Origin of the sequence: Acinetobacter sp. CWB-G5 (assembly GCF_019209785.1) — a bacterium.
GTDB classification, from domain to species: Bacteria; Pseudomonadota; Gammaproteobacteria; order Pseudomonadales; family Moraxellaceae; genus Acinetobacter; species Acinetobacter johnsonii.
Genome location: NZ_JAHUTF010000007.1, coordinates 50,518 through 69,928, shown reverse-complemented (window position 1 = coordinate 69,928; position 19,411 = coordinate 50,518). Strand labels below are relative to the sequence as shown.

The following is a 19,411-nucleotide window of genomic DNA, read 5'->3' as shown; positions in this document are numbered from 1 at the left end:
GGTGTCACCAGTCAAATAGAAAAACGGTGTTATACGCAAATCCGATCACGCTGTCTAGTCTAATGCGTTTGGGTTAAATCGAAATAGTTTTGAATCTGTGTCTCCTCGACAAAGGCATCATCATGTGAAACTAAAATAACCGCCCCTGTAAAATCGCGAATAGCCTGTGCCAACAGTTGTCTTGAGTCGATGTCGAGATGATTTTCGGGTTCATCCAGTAGCAGTAAGTCCACAGGCTGTGCTGCGAGACTGATACACAGTAAAGCAACTTTGAGTTGTTCACCGCCACTGAGTAGTGAGATGGGAAGTAAAGCCTTATCTCGTCGAATTCGAAGTTGCCCCAATTGATTCCGACACGCCTCATCGGACAAAGACGGATTCAATAACTGTAAATTGTGTACCGCATTCAGTTCTGGATTCAGTAGGCTAAAGTTTTGATCTAAATATAACGATGCTCCTCGCTTGAAAATGTCTCCCGATTGAACATGACTATGATTTTGAATGGCACGAAGTAAGGTCGACTTACCTGAACCATTTTGGCCGCGCAGTTGGATTTTTTCTCCGCTATGTAAGGCAAAAGAAATAGGCGAGATAGAAAGTGCTGCTAAACCCACTTCTTTCAAACGAAGAATTTCACCTGTTTGTTTAGGTTGAAAATGGAAATCAAACTTTTGTGACTTAATCTGTTCTAGTTGCTGCTGTTTGTTTTTGAGCTCATCTTGCGCTTGTTCCTTTTGGCGAAGTTGTTGCTGCGCGACTCCCGATAAGGTTTGACTCGCACGTTCTTTTTTAAAGTCGAGTAGGATTTTGGCTTGAGAACCAGAGCTTCGTAATTTCTTCCCAGACTTTTGCCTTTTCTGAGCTTTCATGAGCTGCTCATGCTGTTGGACTTGTAATTGTTTTAGTTCGCATTTCTCTTGCGAGATATTGTGTTGTAGTGCCTGCTGTTGTTGCTCTGCTTGTGACTGATACTCGGCATAGTTGCAACGGAAGTGTTGTAAACCAAAATCATTTAAAACATACGTATTGGAGATTTGATTTAACAATGTGCGGTCGTGGCTAATGACTAAACAGCCCGCAGGATGCTGAAGGATTTTTTGACTTAACCATGCACGACTTGCATGGTCTAAGTGATTACTGGGCTCATCAAGAAGTAAATAATGCTCAGTTTGTAAAAAAAGGCGACACAGTGCCAGTTTAGTTTTCTGACCTTCACTCAGTTGAGAAACTGAGCTAGATAGATTTGTAGGTAAGTTTGCACTTTCTAGCAATTTCAACCATTCAGTGGGTTGATGCCATGCATGTTCGACGCGGTCATAGTCTTCAAAGCTCGCAGTCGATTGTTCAATACGTTGAAAACTTGCATGTAAGTCAGCAATGCTAAGGGCTTCGGCAAGTGTACAGTTGCTTAAACGCTCAAGCTGACTTAAGTAGGAAAATGGCATATGCCAAATCACTTCGCCACTCGCATAATTGGGCATGTGCGTCTGAGTGAGTAGCGACATTAATATTGATTTGCCTTGACCATTGCGTCCGATCAGAGCTGAACATTGGGCAGCAGGCAATTCAAAGTTTAAATGCTGAAAAAGTGGTTCATGAGCAAATTGAACGCTGAGATTTTTTACAGTACAGGCCTGTTGGGTCATTGAAGACTCCTTTATACAGGACATACAAAATAAATTTTTATAGAGATATAGAGCAGTAAATAAGTTTATTTTGCACGTCAGAAAACACATAAATTAGATTTGACGGAAAATAAGACTTACTTCATTGGCATTACTCTGAAATAGAAGAAGGGGGGATATTTAGCCAGTATAGCAGGTGGATAAAAAATGATCCATTTCATTGTCTTTCTTATGTACTTAAGGTTTATTGATCAATGCTATTGGTTAGGGAGTTTGTCATACACTAGTCGAAGCTTCCTGTAGATGTGAATACAACCCGCAGGATTGAGATAGTTGTTATTTTATTCATGATAGACCAAATGTCAGAACCACAGATATTCTTTTTTGGAACTTAAGATAATGAAATTTCTTTTAATTATATTCAGTTGTTTTATTGCAAGTTCATGTTATTCAAAAAAATAGAAGTAGACATATTTAAAAAAGATGAAATTAATATTAAAAATTTTGGCTTTAGCTACTGTCTAACAAAAACTAAAGACAAACTATTGCTTTCTGAATCTTCTCTAGCAATGGGAGGATATTTTCAAGAAGGCGCTTATGAAGAACCAGCATATAAAAATATAAAAATATTTGTTGATAGGTATATCAATAAAAATAATGATGTCTATCAAAATACAGGAAATACAGGAAATACAGGAAATACAGGAAATACAGGAAATACAGGAAATACAGGAAATACAGGAAATACAGGAAATACAGGAAATACAGGAAATACAGGAAATACAGCAATACTGATGAATTGCCTTAGTATGTATAACTCCACTGAATATAATAAGCTCATCGCGGAGCAAAATGACTATTGGATCAAGTAAGTGATTATTAAATAAAATTAATGAAGTAAGTTATTTAAAAAAGAAAAGCCCAGCTTGGTCAAGCTGGGCTTTTCTACTTAATTATCACGCTCTAGGTCTACTTATCGAGCAATGTTCTGCGTTTTTAATTAGTAAAACTAAAAAAGACTTTATCGACCTAAAATCATTTCCAATACAAACTTAGATCCGATAAAACCGACAGCCAACAAGAAGAATCCAATTAAGGTAAAACGAATCGCTTTTTGACCGCGCCAACCAAAACGGTAATGTCCGATGAGCAAAGCCCCATACACAAACCAAGAAATAATACTAAAAGCGGTTTTATGTGCCAGATGTTGGGCAAAAAAGTTATCGATAGTAAAGAAACCAAACACCAACGCCACGGTCAGTAAAAGAAAACCCGTTTTAATCAAGTCAAATAGTAAAGATTCCATCGCTTGAAAAGAGGGCAGTAAGTTGACCCAAAAGCGTTTCTTCTGTTTGTTCTTTAACTCTCGATCTTGGAACCATAAAATCACGGCTTGTATGGTCGCCATGAGTAGCACTGCATAGGCCGACAGCGACAAAATAATATGAATATCTAGGCCCAATGAGCGTTGTTCAATAAATTGGGTAGACTGGCTAAAGGCAAAACCTAAAATAAGTCCTGTAGCAGCCACAGGAATGCCAATCAGATTCAAAGCTAGAATTGGACGATAAGTGCTATAGAGCAGACTAAGTAATAGCATGAGCCCAGATGTAAATGACATTAAGACAAAAACGTCATAATTCACTCCCATCGGTGTGAGCATGTCATGGTACAAAACAGTGGCATGTAGCAATAAGCCTAAGCCTAAAATAATGCCAATAAACCAATGGTTTGGATCACGTTTAGCCATTAATTTGAGAAACAAATACCAAAAAGAGGTGGTATAAGCGACTAATGCTAAGATGGTGTAAACCAAGGGCAGGCTAATCATGTCAAACCTTTTTCAGGATGATGAATATTCATTTATATAAATTCGGTGCGAACTACAGTATCCTATAGCATTCTATGCATAAATTTTCTATTTTAAGAAAGATTTTTTTGCAACTAGCAATTTTAAGCGGATTTTGCAATGTTTGATACCTTAACGGAACGACTCACGCAGAGTTTAAGAAATGTTACTGGCTCTGGGCAGCTAACCGAAGACAATATTAAAGATACCCTACGTGAAGTACGTATGGCACTTCTTGAAGCCGATGTTGCACTTCCTGTAACTCGTGAATTTATCGCGAAAGTTAAGGAAGAGGCGTTGGGTCAAGAAGTCATGACTCAATTATCGCCGGGCCAAGCATTTGTTAAAATCGTGCATGACGAATTAACAAAAATGATGGGCGAGGCAAATGAAAGCCTTGATCTTGCAGCAAAACCTCCTGTTGTAGTCCTACTTGCAGGCTTACAAGGTGCAGGTAAAACAACAACGGCTGCAAAACTTGCTCGCTTCTTACAAGAACGCCAAAAGAAAAAAGTAGCGATGGTATCTGCCGATGTTTACCGTCCAGCAGCAATTAAACAGCTACAAACCGTTGCAGGTGAAGTAGGCGCGATTTTCTTTGAATCGAGTGCTGATGAAAAACCGATTACCATTGCAACGCGTGCAATTGAACAAGCCAAAATTCAGTTTGCGGATGTCTTGATTGTCGATACAGCAGGTCGTCTACACGTAGACGATGAAATGATGGACGAGATCAAAGAACTTCACGCGGCGATTAAGCCAACTGAAACTTTGTTCGTGGTCGATGCAATGACCGGTCAGGATGCGGCAAATACAGCCAAAGCCTTCAATGATGCACTGCCATTAACAGGTGTGATTCTGACTAAAACTGATGGTGATGCGCGCGGTGGTGCGGCGCTTTCAGTACGCGCAATCACAGGTAAGCCAATCAAATTTTTAGGTATGGGCGAAAAGCTTGATGCCCTAGAGCCATTCCATCCTGAACGTGTTGCACAGCGTATCTTGGGTATGGGTGACGTACTTTCTTTGGTCGAAGAGCTTGAACGTAAAGTCGACAAAGAAAAAGCCGAAAAAATGGCGAAAAAACTGCAAAAAGGCGGCAGCTTCAACTTTGAAGATATGCTAATGCAGTTTGAGCAAATGAATAAAATGGGCGGCATGATGGGCTTCTTGGATAAGTTGCCTGGCATGAGCAATGCAGGGATTCAAGATGCGTTGGCGCAAGCGAACCCTGAAAAGCAAGTGAAAAAGATGGAAGCGATTATCCAATCGATGACCATCAAAGAGCGTCGTAATCCGGACCTGATGAACCCAAGCCGTAAAAAGCGCATTGCAGCAGGCTGTGGTATGGATGTGGTTGAAGTCAATAAATTGATTAAACAACATGCGCAAATGGCTAAAATGATGAAGAAATTTGCCAATCCATCGGGTATGGCAAAAATGATGAAATCATTAAGCGGTATGCAAAAACAGTTTGGTGGTGGCGGCGGAATGGGACCATTATTTGGTGGCAACGATAAGAAGTAATCTGCTTCTTACCATTTCAGAAAAAGGCGCGTTGAGCGCCTTTTTTTATGTTGTTTTGTGAGTCATGGAAAATATTATGTGTATTTTCAATACCCTCAATCAATAACAAAAACGCACTGTTTATGGCTTGAAAGTTGCGTAAAATTTATTCTTTTCAAACATTATAATAAGAAGTTGAAAATGAATGGATCAAAACAACATATCTATATTGTGCATGGCTATCAAGCATCGCCCAATGACCATTGGTTTCCGTGGCTAAGTCAAAAACTCAGCCAGATGGATCTGCATGCTGAAGTAAAACGTTTAGTGCTCCCGCATAGTGATGCACCACATTTCGAAGAATGGCAACAGGCTTTAGCCCTGCAAATGACCACTTTGGATGAAAATACCATCATCATTGCGCATAGTTTGGGGTGTCTAGCGACTTTACATTATCTGAGTAGTAAATTGCGTGAACGTCGAATCAAAGCGATCTTCTGTATTGCGGGCTTTAAAGCGGCTTTAACAACCTTACCTGAGTTAAGTGGCTTTATTGCGCAAGCGAAGTTGGACAGCGGTATACTCCACTCTCACATCGCTTCACGTGTGGTGATGTTTTCCAATAATGACCCTTATGTTCCACCTCCTTTGGCACTTACCTTTGGGCACTTCTTGAGTGCAGAAGTACTGGAGGTGAAACGTGCAGGGCATTTTATGCGTGAAAATGGCTATGCTGAATTTGAGCTACTGCTGAATACTTTAAAACCCCTTTTACAACAGCAGGCGGTGGCTCAGAGTTGATGCTGAATATAATATTGCAGCCCTTTAAGTAATAAATCATTTTCAATGCATGGTGCATACTCTGCCAAATAGCGCGCAAATACAGGTGCATCACCGCCAGTTAAAATCAGTTGGCGTGGAGACTGTTGCAAGACTTTTTCAATGGTACTGACCAAGCCGAGTAAAATCCCATGATGCACTGCGTCGATGGTATTACGACCGGGACCTAGTTCATCAAAAGCCGCATCTGGAATTTTAATGCCTTTGGTGTTTTGGATCAGCGAGTCTCTTTGTAAGTAGAGGTTGGGTAAAATATAGCCGCCCAAATGCTGTAAACCATCCGCCAAGTCGATGGTTAGCGCCGTGCCACAACTAATGACACAATAGTTCTGCTCAGGATCACGTGCGACGGCCAACACTTGCAACCAACGGTCAATTCCGAGTTGTTCTGGATGTTCATAACCACACTGTAAGCCAGCATAGTTGGCTTGGACTTGAGCAAAGGTGATCGGCACATTTAAACTTTTTAAAAGTCTACGGATTCGGTCATTATTTTTTTTGTCCTGAACCGAAGAAACACCAATCTGTTGGATGTTTAAGTTTTTAAAATGCTGAATCAGACCTAAAAGCAAATCGGCAGGGGACTGTAAATGTAACTCAGCCCCTTGTTCCAAAATTTGATCTTCCTGCGTAATCCAATACTTCAGACGAGTATTACCAATATCTAACCATAAATTTTTCATGATGATGCTCAATCATTTAAACAGGAATCATTGGGCGTAAACGGCCTTGATAAAAGTTTTCAACACCATGAGCGGTCTGAATTTGTACCGCACCATCATCTTGAATGCCTAAGAATAGGCCTTGAGACAGACCTTTCATATGTTCAAATTCAACTTGTTGCTGCATAAATGCTGCGTAATGATTGAAACGAGACGCCAAATTTGCACTGTTATGGGTGAACCATAGGCCTGCCTGTTGAATCGCTAGATATAGTTCCGCCATTAAGCGAATGCGATCTGCTTGGGCTAAACCCAGCTGTTCAAGTGAGCTGGTGGCTTGATCAAGCTGAGTATCTTCGACTTGGTTGATATTGATGCCTACCCCAATAATCGCTTGGTGGCTCGACAGTGGTTCAACTAAAATTCCGCCCCATTTACCTTGAGCACTGTAAAGGTCATTTGGCCATTTCACTTGCAGAGCAAGGCCTTGCAAACTCGGCATTTGCAAGATATTTAACGCAATTTCTAAAGCCAAGCGCCCATCTATAGGTGTTTTGGTCTGTAGCAATGTGCTTAAATAGATGTTTCCTTCAGGAGAAACCCATTGTCGTTGACGCTGTCCACGACCTTGAGTTTGTCGTGTACTGCAGACCAAAACGCTCTGAATCCCTTTTTGCGCAATTTCACGCACATCATCATTGGTGGATGTGGTAACTGGCTTAAGCAATAAAACTTCAGGAAGTTGCTGTGCTTCAGCGAGAAGCTGTTGTAATTGGCGTGTCTCTAAATCCATATGAATCTGAGAAAAGTGAAAAATGATCATGGAGTTAATCATATATTTACTGATTGGCGCAATCGCTGGTTTTGCTGCGGGGCTATTTGGGGTCGGTGGTGGACTCATTATCATCCCGATTTTATATGTGGTGTTTACTCATCTGAACTATGACCCGAGTGTCATTATGCATATGGCGGTTGGTACATCACTGGCGACCATTATTGTCACGTCAATGAGTTCAGTGAGTGCGCATCATAAACGCGGGGCAGTGTTATGGTCTGTGTTTCGCAATTTGGCACCGGGTTTAGTCATGGGCGCTTTTTTAGGTGCGGGCATTGCAGACTATATGTCGGGACATGGCTTACAACTGCTGATCGGTTTTTTTGCGGTATGGGTGGCGTACAAAATGTTTAGTAGCGCACATGTTGAGGTTGACCCGTCGCGTCAGTTGCCCTCTACAGGCAAACAGTTATTTGTCGGTGCAGGCATTGGTGTGGCTTCTGCGATCTTTGGCATTGGTGGGGGCAGTTTGACAGTGCCGTACTTAAACCGTCATGGTGTGGTTATGCAAAAAGCGGTAGCGACGTCAGCTGCTTGTGGCTTACCAATTGCAGTGGCTGGAGCTTTAGGTTTTATGTGGTTCGGGCATCGGGCTGAAGTGAATGTACCGAATACCATTGGTTATATTCATGTCTATGCATTTTTCGGGATTGCGGTCATGAGTTTTATCACCGCAAAGTTTGGTGCGAAAGTGGCGCATCTTTTATCGCCTGCGATGTTGAAAAAGTGTTTTGCTGGTTTGTTGGTGGTAGTTGGTTTATATTTTATTTATCAAGGTTTTAGTTCTTAATTTCTTTGATAATGTTGTGTGCGTTGCTGTTGATTGGCATTATAGACGGTAAAATTGTTAGACAATGACATAGTGTTTAGCGTTTAAGATCGGGTAAAACCTAAAAATAGGTCACTAAAGACCATGGATTGCATCTTATAAAAACAAGTTAGGAACAGTATGCAAGCACATGATACAGAGAGTTTGTCCGAACAAATTGCCAAGCACATCAGTGAGCAAATCATTCGCGGTGAGTTGGTCGAAGGTGAGCGCATACAAGAATTACGTATTGCCGCTGAACTGGATGTGAGTCGCGGCTCGGTGCGTGAGGCCTTGTTACTGCTTGAACGTACACATCTGATTGAAATCTACCCCCGCCGTGGTGCCATCGTTTCTGAAATGTCGGCTCAACAAGTGCGCGCCTTGTTTGACACCAGTAGTCTGCTGTTGGGGCAAATTGTGCAACGCATAGCGGAGACGTGGCGCAGCTATGAAGCGGAACGTTTACAGCTGTTATTGGATGAATTGGGGAATCAACTGAAACAGGGCAGTATCGAAAAATTTTATGATTTGATTTTTGAAGGATTGGCACGCCAGCATGAAATGGTGGGCAATGCCTATTTGATGAAGTTTTACCAAGAACTGTTACCCTCGATACGGCGGAGCTATTTTTTAACCTTAAATACTTCGCGTAGAGAGTTACAAGAATCTTATGATTTATTTAAACTGGTGACTGATGCGGTTTTAATCAGAAAATCACAACAAGCTACTTTATTTATGGAAGATTTTTGTCGACACTTACGTAACTTGGTGTTGGAATCTCTGACCCGAATGAAACAAATTGAACTTGCGTGGGCGAGACGCTCACGACGTTAGTCAGGACATTATGCGTTTAAGCAGTTTAAAACTTTCCGGCTTTAAATCTTTTGCCGACAGTACCACACTACACTTTAAAGATAACCGTACCGCAGTCGTTGGGCCGAACGGTTGTGGCAAATCCAATGTGATCGATGCTATTCGCTGGGTCATGGGCGAATCCAGTGCGCGTCAGTTGCGTGGTGGCAGTATGCAGGATGTCATTTTTACAGGCACGGCAAAGCGCAAACCTGTCAGTGTTGCCAGTGTAGAACTGCGTTTTGACAACACTTATGGCAAGTTAGGCGGTAGCTATAATGCCTATACCGAACTGGCGGTTAAACGTCAGGTCAACCGAGATGGCAAGTCTGAATACTTTTTAAACGGCACCAAGTGCCGTCGTCGGGACATTACCGATATATTCTTGGGCACAGGTTTAGGGCCACGTTCTTATTCGATTATTGAACAGGGCATGATCAACCGTTTGGTCGATGCAAAACCTGAAGAAATGCGGGTTTTTATTGAGGAAGCCGCAGGGGTTTCGCGTTATCAAGCACGTCGCCGTGAAACTTTATTGCATTTGGATCACACTACGCAAAATTTATCGCGTTTAGAAGATATTGCCTCCGAGTTAAGATCACAGTTAAAAACTTTAAAACGTCAAGCTGAAACCGCAATTCAGTACAAAACACTGGAAAGCCAAATTCGCACCATTAAAGTCGAAGTTTTATCTTTTCAATGTGAACAAAGCAGCCGTTTACAGCAAGAATATACGTTGCACATGAATGATTTGGGCGATCAGTTCAAGTTGGTGCGTTCAGAGTTAACGACTTTAGAGCATGATTTGACGTCAACCAGTGAGCTATTTCAACGCCTGATTCAGCAGTCCACGCCACTACAGAGTGAGTGGCAACAGGCAGAGAAAAAGCTGGCTGAGTTGAAAATGACTTTGGAACAAAAGCAGAGCCTGTTCCAGCAAAACACGACTACTTTGGCACAGCTTGAACAGCAGAAGGCGCAAACTAAAGAACGTATGCAACTGATCGAGCTGCAACTGGAAAGTTTGCACGAACAAAATGAGCTTCATACCGAACAGTTACAACAGCAAGAAAGTCAAAACCAACAGCAAAGCCAAGGTTTAACGGATTTAAAAGCACAGCAGCAACAGTTGCTTCAACAGTTTGAACAAGTCAAAAGTTTGGTTGAAAAACAGCAGCAACAAAAAACGCAAATGTTGGCGCAAAGTGAACAGTTGGCCAAAAATATTTTACGCTTTGAACAGCAAAAGCAGATTTTAGAGCAGCAAGCGGCGCAAATTCAAAACCAAAGCCAGTTGGATGCGATAGACCAGCTGTTACATGCAAAGCAAGACGCTGAGGCACAGCAGTTACAACGTGAGCAAAGTGTCATTGAGGTACAGTTGCAGCTGGATGATTTGCGTATCCAACACCAAGCTGCTCAAACTGAGCTGAATCAACATAAAGCAGATATACAGGTTTTGAGTGCCGAACAGAAGCATCTCAAGCAGCTTCTGGTCAAAGTCAGTGCCTTAAAAAATAGTGATCATCCACAGTTGATGCATGTGCTGAAGCTTAAAGATGCGGCTAAAACCCATGCCGCGCTGGTCGAAAAATTCTTAGCCAAATGGCTTTCAGCGCATTGTTTGGAAAACAGCGATGCATTCACCGATGCCGTTGCACGTCAGTTAACGCCTCAGCCGCATGTTGAACTGATCGAAATTGCAGGTTGCGATAGCCTAGCCAGTTGGATTGAATCGCCACAATCCTCTTTGTGGCAGCAGGTGGGGGTGACCACCAACTTAAAACAAGCCTTGGCTCTGCAAAAGCAATTGAAAGATGGTCAGTCTCTTCTGAGTTTAGACGGTTACCATGTCGGCGTGGACTGGGTGATTGGTTTGGATTATGACGAAGCAAGCCAAGCTGGACAGGGTGCGTTAAGCCATCGAATTCGTTTAGATGAAATTGAGCAGAGTCTTGCTGAAAAAATAGGACTTCTGACTCAGCTTGAAACGAAAACCACAGAGCTTCGTACTCAAGTCCAAGCGGTGGATGAGCAGTTAAAAGCGGATCAACAACTGTTGAAAAAAGAAGTTCAAGCGACGCAGCAGATTGATTTGAATATTGCCAAAGTGCAAAGTACCAACCAAGCCTTTGAAGTGCAAAAGCAACAATTGGCCAATCAACTGGCGCAGCTAGACAGTCAGCTTGAAGAAGATGCTATGCAAAAAGATGATCTAGAGATTGATTTGCATGCATTGAATATTAAGCTCGAGCAAAACTTGCCAAACTACAAAACCATGCAGTTCCAAGTGGAGTCTTTGACTGAGCAACTGGATGATAGCCAGCAGCAGGCACAGCAGGTTTGGCAGGCGCTTGAAATGGTGCGTCGTCAGGCGGTGCAAACCACACAGCAGATTGAACTGTTAGAAAAAGACAGTACATTCTTAAAAGCGCAGTACCAGCAAATATTGTCGCAGATGGAGCAGGCCAAAAAGTTTATTGATCCTGTACAACTTGAGCTGCCTGCCTTAGAAAGCCAGTTCAGCGAACAAGCACAGATCACTGAAAAACTGCAAAAAACATGGTCTGAATGGCAAGTTGAGCTGAATGCGGTGCAAGAACGTCAGCAAAGTTTGACCGAACACCGTCATCAACAGCAACAACAAGATGAAAAGCTAAGAACCCAGTTAGAAGAGAACCGTTTGGCGTGGCAAGCCGCAAAGTCAGACTTACAACATTATTCTGAACAGCTGAAAGAAATGAATGTTGAACCTATTGTGGGTTTGAGTATTGATATTAGTAGCCATCAACAGATTTTGGAAAAAGCGCAGCAACAGTTTGAGAAATTGGGCGCAGTCAATTTGGCGGCTTCTGAAGAATATGAAGAAGTATCAAAACGTTTTGAAGAGTTGAGTCATCAAATTCAAGATTTGGAAAATACCGTTGAGCAGTTGCGCGCTGCAATGAAAAGTATTGACCAAGAAACCCGTAAACTGTTCATGAGCACCTTTGATCGGGTTAATACCGAACTACAAGATCTGTTCCCGAAAGTTTTCAATGGTGGAGAAGCGAGCCTGACTTTAGAAGATGACTGGCAGTCTGGGGTTAAACTCATGGCCCGTCCACCAGGCAAACGCAATAGCTCTTTGGCGTTACTTTCAGGGGGAGAAAAAGCCCTGACAGCATTGGCCTTGGTGTTTGCAATTTTCCGCCTCAATCCATCGCCATTTTGTGTTTTGGATGAAGTTGATGCGCCTTTGGATGATGCGAACGTGGGAAGATTTTGTAATCTTGTAAAAGAGCTTTCTGAACAGGTGCAATTCATTTACATTACCCATAATAAACTCGCAATGACGATGGCGACCGACTTGTTAGGTGTTACGATGCCTGAACCGGGAACATCAAAATTAGTGACTGTAAATTTAGAACAGGCAAAAGAATACGGTTTAGTCGCGGAGGCCTAATAAGATGGAATACACAACAATTATTGGTATCGTCATAGCAGTGATCATTATGCTGTTTGGGGTTCGAATGATTTTTCGAAAGCCGGCAGATGCAGCGCCTTCACTTGAGTCCGCATTGCATATCGATGCTGACAGTCAAAAACCGATTATCCCGCGTCACGTACGTGACCAATTGCAGACGGCATCAGTTGAAGAGGCTGAACGTAAAGAGCCGACTTTAAACGAAAACTCTGTAGAAGAGACACCGCCTGAAAAAGCCGAACCGAAAGCTTTGGATGCAGACAGTGTGCTCGAAAGCAGCAGTACTGAACCAAGTTTGGATGCGTCAGCTGAGGTAGAAAATAAAGCAGTAGACTCAGTCGCTCCTGAAAATACTGTAGCAGATGCAACGGAATTAACGACTGAAAGCGCAAGCTCCTCGCTTCTTGATGACCAAGCAAAAGCGGATAAAGTTGAATTTAGTTTAAATGCCAATGTCGAAAAAGCCGAAATTTCAGAGTTTGACGATGAAAGCAGCATTTTAGATGCACATTTGTATGAGCAGAAAATTGTCGATGATGAAAGTGCTTTAGCCACAGCAGAGTCGTTTATTGCCCTGAATGTTTATCCTGAACGTCGTGCATTGTCTGGTGAGAAAACTTTAAAAGTTTTAATGAAGTATGGTTTACGTTTTGGCGAAATATCTTGTTTCCATCGCTATAACGAAGATGGAACCAAGTTACTGTTCTCTGTCTTGCAAATTACCGATACAGGCATGGATGGTTTTGACTTGGAAAATCTGTCGACCGATCCAATTAAAGGCTTGGCATTTTTCTTGGCCTTACCACACCGCGATGTCCAAAATGCCTTCGACACCATGGACAGTATTTCACGTTTGATTGCTCGTGAAATCGATGGCACGGTTTATGACCAAAACAACCAAGAGTTCACGCCACAACTGCGTGAGCATTGGCGCCATTTGGCGATTGATTACCGTGCTGGACAAGCAATCGATGCTTAATCTGATTGAAAGCAGTGGTAACGATTTCTATAATAGACAGTAGAAATACAATTTTTAGGGCGGAACAAAGACCGCCCTTTTTTATGGTGAAATTATGACTCAAACTTCGACTGTCGTTGCGCAAATGCGTCAACTGATCCAAATTTTGGCACAGCATAATCATGCTTATTATGTGATGGATCAGCCGACCATTTTAGACAGTGAATATGATCAGCTTTTTCATCAGTTGAAAGCTTTAGAAGAACAATACCCTGAGTGTATTCAGCCAGATAGCCCGATCAATAAAGTCGGTGGTAAACCTTTGGCGAAGTTTACGAGCGTGACCCATGTGGTACCGATGTTGTCTTTAGGCAATGTGTTTAATCAAGAAGAACTCTTTGCTTTTGCACGCCGTGCAGAAGAACGGTTGCCGAATCAAACGATTCAATATGATGTTGAACTGAAGTTTGATGGTCTTGCGATCTCACTGTGGTATGAACAAGGTGTGCTGGTGCGTGGAGTGACGCGTGGTGATGGTGAGACAGGGGAAGACATTACCCAAAATGTCAAAACCATTCGGAACTTACCGAAGGTATTGAGTACAGATCAGGGCGAAGTACCTACGCTACTGGAAGTTCGTGGCGAAGTTTTGATGCCTAAAGCAGGTTTTGAAAAGCTCAATGCAGAAAATGAAGCCAAAGGTGAGAAGACTTTTGCCAACCCACGTAATGCCGCGGCGGGAAGTTTACGTCAGTTAGACCCGAATATTGCGGCTTCGCGTCCACTTGCATTTTATGCTTATGGTATTGCGCAGTGTGAACCAAATCATGGTCAAAGCACCATGTCGGAAAGTCTAGAGTGGTTGCAACAGTTTGGTTTTGCAGTTGGTGAGCGTCATTTTGTCTGCGATAGTATTCAAGAAGTTCAAGCGGTTTATGAGCAAATCAATGCGGAACGACCACAATTGAGTGTGGAAATTGACGGCATGGTGATTAAGGTCAACAGTCTCAAACAACAGCAACAGCTCGGGTTTTTAAGTCGAGAACCGCGTTGGGCAACGGCTTATAAATTCCCTGCGGTGGCTGCGCTCACCACGGTTGAAAATATTGACTGGCAAGTGGGGCGTACAGGTACACTCACACCTGTGGCGCGTTTGAATCCTGTTGCTGTGGGCGGCGTGACTGTTTCAAATGTGACCTTGCATAATATTGGGGAAATTCACCGCCTAGATGTGCGAATTGGCGATACTGTCAGTGTTTACCGTAGTGGTGATGTGATTCCCAAAGTGGAAAAAGTGTGGCCTGAGTTCCGTCCTGTCGATGCGACTGAAGTTGAACTCCCGAGCCAATGTCCCGTGTGTGAATCGCCAGTGGTGATGCCCGAAGGTGAAGCTTTAGCACGTTGCTCTGGTGGTTTGTATTGTGCTGCACAGCGTATTGAGGCAATTCGCCACTTCGTGTCACGTAAAGCGCTTGATATTGAAGGGTTGGGCGATCGTTGGGTCGAGTCACTGTTACATCTTGATCTGCTTAAAGATGTGGCTGATATTTATCACCTACACGAGCACCGAGAAAAGCTATTAACCATTGAAAAAATGGGTGAGAAGTCCGTTCAGAACTTGATTGATTCGATTGAAAATAGCAAGAAAACCACTTTGGCTGCATTTATTTATGCACTGGGGATTCGTGGGGTGGGTGAAACCACAGCGCGTATGTTGGCCAATACCTTCCAAACTTTAGATGCGCTACGTGTCGCAGACATTGAAGCTTTAAAGAAAACCCCTGATGTAGGGGATATCACGGCGGAGTGGATTGTCGATTTTTTCCAAGCACCGCATAATCTTGAAGTTTTAGACCGATTATTGGCGGCAGGTATTCACTGGGATGCGCCTGTGGCACCAAGTCGCCAGCCTCTAAATGGAGAAAGTTGGGTCGTGACGGGTACACTCAGTACGATGGGGCGTGATGAAGCAACACAGCTCCTACAAGCACTGGGCGCACGTGTGAGTGGTAGTGTGTCGAGTAAAACCAAGTGTGTTGTTGCAGGTGAAAAAGCAGGTTCAAAGCTGGATAAAGCAGAGAAGCTTGGTATTGCTGTGATTAATGAAGCTGAATTTATTCAACTGATGAAAGATTATGGACAGTTAGAGGTTTAGATTTTTGATTTGGATCAAAAATATACTGTTCAGATAATAACGTTCAGTTAAAGCACACGACTAAAACGACTTTTAATGATGAGGGTTACAGCGGAGTCTTAGGTATTCGCATCAAATGCTTGAAGTTCGTATGTTACTTTGGATTAGCCCAAAGTAACCAAAGGCATTAGTCATCAGCAAAACTCGTTCATTGCCATCAATGAATAAAATTGTCGCAGAAACAATTTTTTTCTAATGTAGTGTTGTCTCGAACAGTTGCTGATGACATTTCGTGTATCCCATACCTTCATAAATTTAGAAAAAGCATAACGCTCATCAGTTATGAAATTGACTAGTATTATGCTTTTTATTTATTTTTAAGGAATATATTGTTTGATGACACCGTCATCGAGCAATTGTTGAAAGTGCTCAACGAGGCTTTCTTTGACATCTCGATACTCTAAACCCAATTCTTTTTGGCTCTTGTTCGCATCAAAATAAATCGGATAACCCATATTCAATTCAACAAACTCGCGGCTAAAACCAATGAATGGACCAATCACCTTAAAAGCTGCTTTGGGCAGTTCATTTCGAGGAAATGGAAACTTCCAACCAAAATGTGCTTTAAGCAATTGACCGATTTCAAGCAGACTTAAAGTTCCACCACTTACAATGTAACGACCTGTTGCTTCTGGGGTGAATGCTGCTTGTAAGTGCGCTTCAGCAACATCTTGAACATCGACTACACCATTCCACATAGGTGGGACACCAGCTAAAGTCAAACCATTGGTAAACTGTTGTAAGACCTCAATTGAGCCTGACTGTGTATTTGGTGTCAATGAACGACCAAAGACCAACGCAGGGTTAATGCATACCAACTGCCAACGATCTTGTGCCTCAGCCATTTCCCAAGCTTTACGCTCAGCCATCACTTTAGAATATGGATACGGCTGATGGGTCTCAGAACTGCTGGTGTTCCAGTGACTTTCATCGAAAGAATTATGGTCTGTTTTTAAAATATCAATGGCATCGCCATAGGTCGACGCAATACTCGAAGTGACAATGACGCGTTTAACGGACTCGGTTTCATTGACGGTGTTTAAGACATTTTCTGTACCCAAAACAGCAGGTTCAATGATGTCTTTCACTGCATCTTTATAGTTAGTAACGACGAAAGGAGAGGCCATATGAAAGACAATTTCACAGCCTTGCATCGCTTCTTTAAAGGAATTGGGCTCGAGTAAATTGGCTTTAAAGAGTTTCAGTGTTCCGGCACTGCTGTCTGCAATTTTAGATAAATGCGCGAAGCTTTGAGTTTTGTTCAGGTCACGTACAGTGGCATGAACGGTATACCCTTGGGTTAATAATTTTTGAATCACCCAACTGGCAATATAACCCGATGCACCTGTAACCAGTACCGGTGCTTGTGTTGCTAAGTTTGTCATAGATTACCCATTGTTGTTTTAAGTATTGGCTTAGTGTAAACGTGAATGCCATGAAAGTCTTTGCCTATGGGGTGAACAGGTGTCTGACTTATGCGTCATTTTATAATACTGCACCAAACTGTATTGAAAATGAGCGAGTAAAACGTATTTTTTAGCAGTAATCTTAAATTTGTATTTTAGATCAAATAGATAAGTCAAATGATAAAATACAATAAATAATGATAATTATTTTACATATAATAATGATTCTCATTAAAAATAAGTGTTGTTTAAAATGAAATCCTTCTCTAAGAAAATTCTTGCAAGCTCTGTTGGGCTTTTGATGATGGGTGGAGGCTGTTTACAGCTTGCTTTTGCAGAGGAGGTTTCAGTTTTACCTGCCTTAAAATCAGAAGCGCAATCACAACAAGGCTATGCCGATGGTAAATTGGCGAAGGCGGCTGACTTGGGTGCTTTAGGGAATAAGTCAGCGATTGATACACCATTTACGGTTTCTACTTATACAGAGGAACTGATTCGTGATCAACAAGCATCTACAGTGGGGGAAGTTTTAGAAAATGATGCCAGTATTCGTGCGACGACCAATCAAGGTCATTTAAACGAAAACTTCCAAATTCGTGGTTTTAGTGTCGGCTATGATGATATGGCTTATAACGGGTTATACGCTGTAGCTCCTATGGGACGTATACCAACAGATTTACTAGAATCGGTGACAGTATTGAAAGGGCCGAATGCTTTGGTTGCAGGTATGGCACCAGCAGGAAGCGTTGGCGGAGTAGTGATTGCTAATTCTAAACGTGCCGACCAAGATCTAACACGTATTTCGACGTCATTAGAAGATGAGAGTTATTATAAAACCAATGTGGATGTTTCTCGTCGTTTTGGTGACCAAAAACAATTTGGCGTTCGTGTAAACGGCACATATGGAGACGGTGAGCATCTTATTGAAGGTATGGATGACCGTTTAGCACTGGGTTCGATTGCAGCGGACTATACGACCGATAAATTAAAACTAAACTTTGATGCTTATGCCATTCGTGAAAACCGTGATAATGGTTCACCTGCAATGGTCTCTATGCAAAAAACAGGCGTAGTTGCTGCACCAAAGGGTGATAATAATTACTTTGATCAAATTCATGGGGAAACCTATAGCCGTTATGCGGGCTTAAATGGTGAATATAAATTCACTCCTGATACTAAGGTTTTTGCAGGTGTGGGTTATGTTGAAAAAGGTTATTCGGGGCATATTTTTGGTACGCGTATGATCTTGCAGAACAGTGCAGGTGATGCAACTTCGCAGTATTATCGAGTCGCATCTAAAGAAAATAACCTAAGTGGTAATACGGGTATTGAAACTAAATTCAATACAGGCGCCATTAAACATACCCTTGGGTTACGTGCAGATTATGTGCATCGCGAATACGATCAACACTCTCGTGCGACAAGTTCATCATTTACAACGAATCTTTATAATCCTAACTCGAACGGGACAATGCCAACGACCTATCCAACAGTTGTACCTTATGAAGATGATAAATTCATGAGTTATACCTTGACGGATCAAATTTCAATGTTGGATGACAAATTGCAGTTGATTTTGGGTGCTCGTTATCAAGATATGCAGTTAGAAAGTCTCACTACAGATGTGAAATACGATGAAAATAAGCTTTCGCCAAGTTTAGGCATCATAATCAAACCGTTTGGAGAAAATTTATCTTTCTATGCAAGTTATGTTGAAGGTTTATCAAAAGCAGACTCAGTAACTTCTACCGCGGATGTGAATGAAGGAAAACTGTTTAAGCCTTACGAAACGAAGCAATATGAAGTGGGGACGAAGTATCAAGCTGGTTCTTGGTTAAATAGCTTGGCACTTTATCAAATTGAAAAACCGACTCTGATCACAACAGCTTTGGCTACAGCGGTTAATGGTAATACACAGATCACTGAAGATGGTGGAGAAAGTCGATCACGTGGTATTGAATGGTCCTTCTCAGGGAATTTGACTAAAGACTTAAGTCTACTGGGAAGCATGGCTTATATTGATGCTGAATATACAAAAGGTTCTACAAGCACCACTGATATTTCAGGCAATACGATTTATGGTGTACCAGACTTTACTGCCTCATTAGGTTTGGATTATGCCGTACCTGTGGTAGATGGTTTAAATGTTAATGCTCGGGCTAACTATGTTAGTGAACAATATTTAGATAGTTTGAATACCTATAAACTTCCTGACTATACTATTCTCGATGTTGGTGCGCGCTATAAAACAAAACTGGGTGGTGTAAACACGACTTTCTTAGCCAATGTAGATAACGTGACTAATAAAAAATACTGGGAAGGTGTGTTCAACTCTTACTATGCAACGGTTGGTGGTGCACGTACCTATAAATTCGGCGTCACTTTCGATTTCTAATTTTACTGAATA

The 19,411-nt window shown here is 42.1% G+C and carries 14 protein-coding genes; 9 read left to right on the top strand and 5 right to left on the bottom strand.

Annotated features, from left to right (window positions below; translation table 11 throughout):
- Window positions 1–59: 59 nt before the first annotated feature.
- Window positions 60–1,646 carry an ATP-binding cassette domain-containing protein gene (locus KVY11_RS11935; RefSeq protein WP_218289064.1) on the bottom strand — a complete coding sequence of 529 codons (1,587 nt, stop codon included), beginning with the start codon at window positions 1,644–1,646 and terminating at the stop codon, window positions 60–62.
- A gap of 422 nt (window positions 1,647–2,068) precedes the next feature.
- Between KVY11_RS11935 and KVY11_RS11930 the strand changes: the two genes are divergently transcribed.
- Window positions 2,069–2,497 carry a hypothetical protein gene (locus KVY11_RS11930; protein ID WP_256350757.1) on the top strand — a complete coding sequence of 143 codons (429 nt, stop codon included), beginning with the start codon at window positions 2,069–2,071 and terminating at the stop codon, window positions 2,495–2,497.
- Between the two features lie 149 nt (window positions 2,498–2,646).
- On the opposite strand, the gene KVY11_RS11925 is transcribed toward KVY11_RS11930, so the two are convergent.
- The gene (locus KVY11_RS11925) at window positions 2,647–3,456 is read right to left on the bottom strand and encodes an inner membrane protein YpjD (protein WP_010327405.1); all 810 of its coding nucleotides are present in this window, start codon (window positions 3,454–3,456) and stop codon (window positions 2,647–2,649) included.
- A gap of 138 nt (window positions 3,457–3,594) precedes the next feature.
- On the opposite strand from KVY11_RS11925, the gene ffh reads away from it, so the two are divergent.
- Window positions 3,595–5,001 carry a signal recognition particle protein gene (gene ffh, locus KVY11_RS11920; protein ID WP_010327404.1) on the top strand — a complete coding sequence of 469 codons (1,407 nt, stop codon included), beginning with the start codon at window positions 3,595–3,597 and terminating at the stop codon, window positions 4,999–5,001.
- 180 nt (window positions 5,002–5,181) lie between these two features.
- Complete coding sequence (locus KVY11_RS11915; protein ID WP_168158239.1) at window positions 5,182–5,781, top strand: alpha/beta hydrolase; 600 nt, start codon at window positions 5,182–5,184, stop codon at window positions 5,779–5,781.
- Here KVY11_RS11915 and KVY11_RS11910 read toward each other — a convergent pair.
- Both KVY11_RS11910 and KVY11_RS11905 read right to left on the bottom strand, forming a co-directional pair.
- Window positions 5,772–6,503, bottom strand: a complete 732-nt coding sequence (locus KVY11_RS11910; RefSeq protein ID WP_218289063.1) for a type III pantothenate kinase — start codon at window positions 6,501–6,503, stop codon at window positions 5,772–5,774. The two genes, KVY11_RS11915 and KVY11_RS11910, sit on opposite strands and share 10 nt — an antisense overlap.
- Window positions 6,504–6,519: 16 nt before the next feature.
- Window positions 6,520–7,275, bottom strand: coding sequence for a biotin--[acetyl-CoA-carboxylase] ligase (locus KVY11_RS11905; protein WP_218289108.1), 756 nt, complete (start codon window positions 7,273–7,275; stop codon window positions 6,520–6,522).
- A 28-nt stretch (window positions 7,276–7,303) separates the two neighbouring features.
- Here KVY11_RS11905 and KVY11_RS11900 point away from each other — a divergent pair, with 28 nt between their 5' ends.
- The 5 genes from KVY11_RS11900 (at window position 7,304) to ligA (ending at window position 15,559) form a co-directional block, all read left to right on the top strand.
- Window positions 7,304–8,107, top strand: a complete 804-nt coding sequence (locus tag KVY11_RS11900; protein ID WP_218289062.1) for a sulfite exporter TauE/SafE family protein — start codon at window positions 7,304–7,306, stop codon at window positions 8,105–8,107.
- A gap of 159 nt (window positions 8,108–8,266) precedes the next feature.
- Window positions 8,267–8,962 (top strand): GntR family transcriptional regulator, encoded by a 696-nt coding sequence (locus KVY11_RS11895; protein ID WP_004983028.1) that lies wholly within the window; start codon window positions 8,267–8,269, stop codon window positions 8,960–8,962.
- Between the two features lie 10 nt (window positions 8,963–8,972).
- Window positions 8,973–12,425, top strand: a complete 3,453-nt coding sequence (smc, locus tag KVY11_RS11890) for a chromosome segregation protein SMC (protein WP_218289107.1) — start codon at window positions 8,973–8,975, stop codon at window positions 12,423–12,425.
- Window positions 12,426–12,429: 4 nt separating this feature from the next.
- On the top strand, window positions 12,430–13,425 hold the full coding sequence (locus tag KVY11_RS11885) for a cell division protein ZipA C-terminal FtsZ-binding domain-containing protein (RefSeq protein ID WP_218289061.1): 996 nt from the start codon (window positions 12,430–12,432) through the stop codon (window positions 13,423–13,425).
- Window positions 13,426–13,519: 94 nt separating this feature from the next.
- Window positions 13,520–15,559 (top strand): NAD-dependent DNA ligase LigA, encoded by a 2,040-nt coding sequence (gene ligA / locus KVY11_RS11880; protein ID WP_218289060.1) that lies wholly within the window; start codon window positions 13,520–13,522, stop codon window positions 15,557–15,559.
- 356 nt (window positions 15,560–15,915) lie between these two features.
- Here the strand turns inward: ligA and KVY11_RS11875 are convergent, their stop codons facing one another.
- On the bottom strand, window positions 15,916–16,983 hold the full coding sequence (locus KVY11_RS11875) for an aldehyde reductase (RefSeq protein ID WP_218289059.1): 1,068 nt from the start codon (window positions 16,981–16,983) through the stop codon (window positions 15,916–15,918).
- Between the two features lie 274 nt (window positions 16,984–17,257).
- On the opposite strand from KVY11_RS11875, the gene KVY11_RS11870 reads away from it, so the two are divergent.
- Entirely contained in the window at window positions 17,258–19,399 is a 2,142-nt protein-coding gene (locus KVY11_RS11870; protein ID WP_218289058.1) for a TonB-dependent siderophore receptor, read from the top strand.
- The last annotated feature ends 12 nt before the right edge of the window (window positions 19,400–19,411 follow it).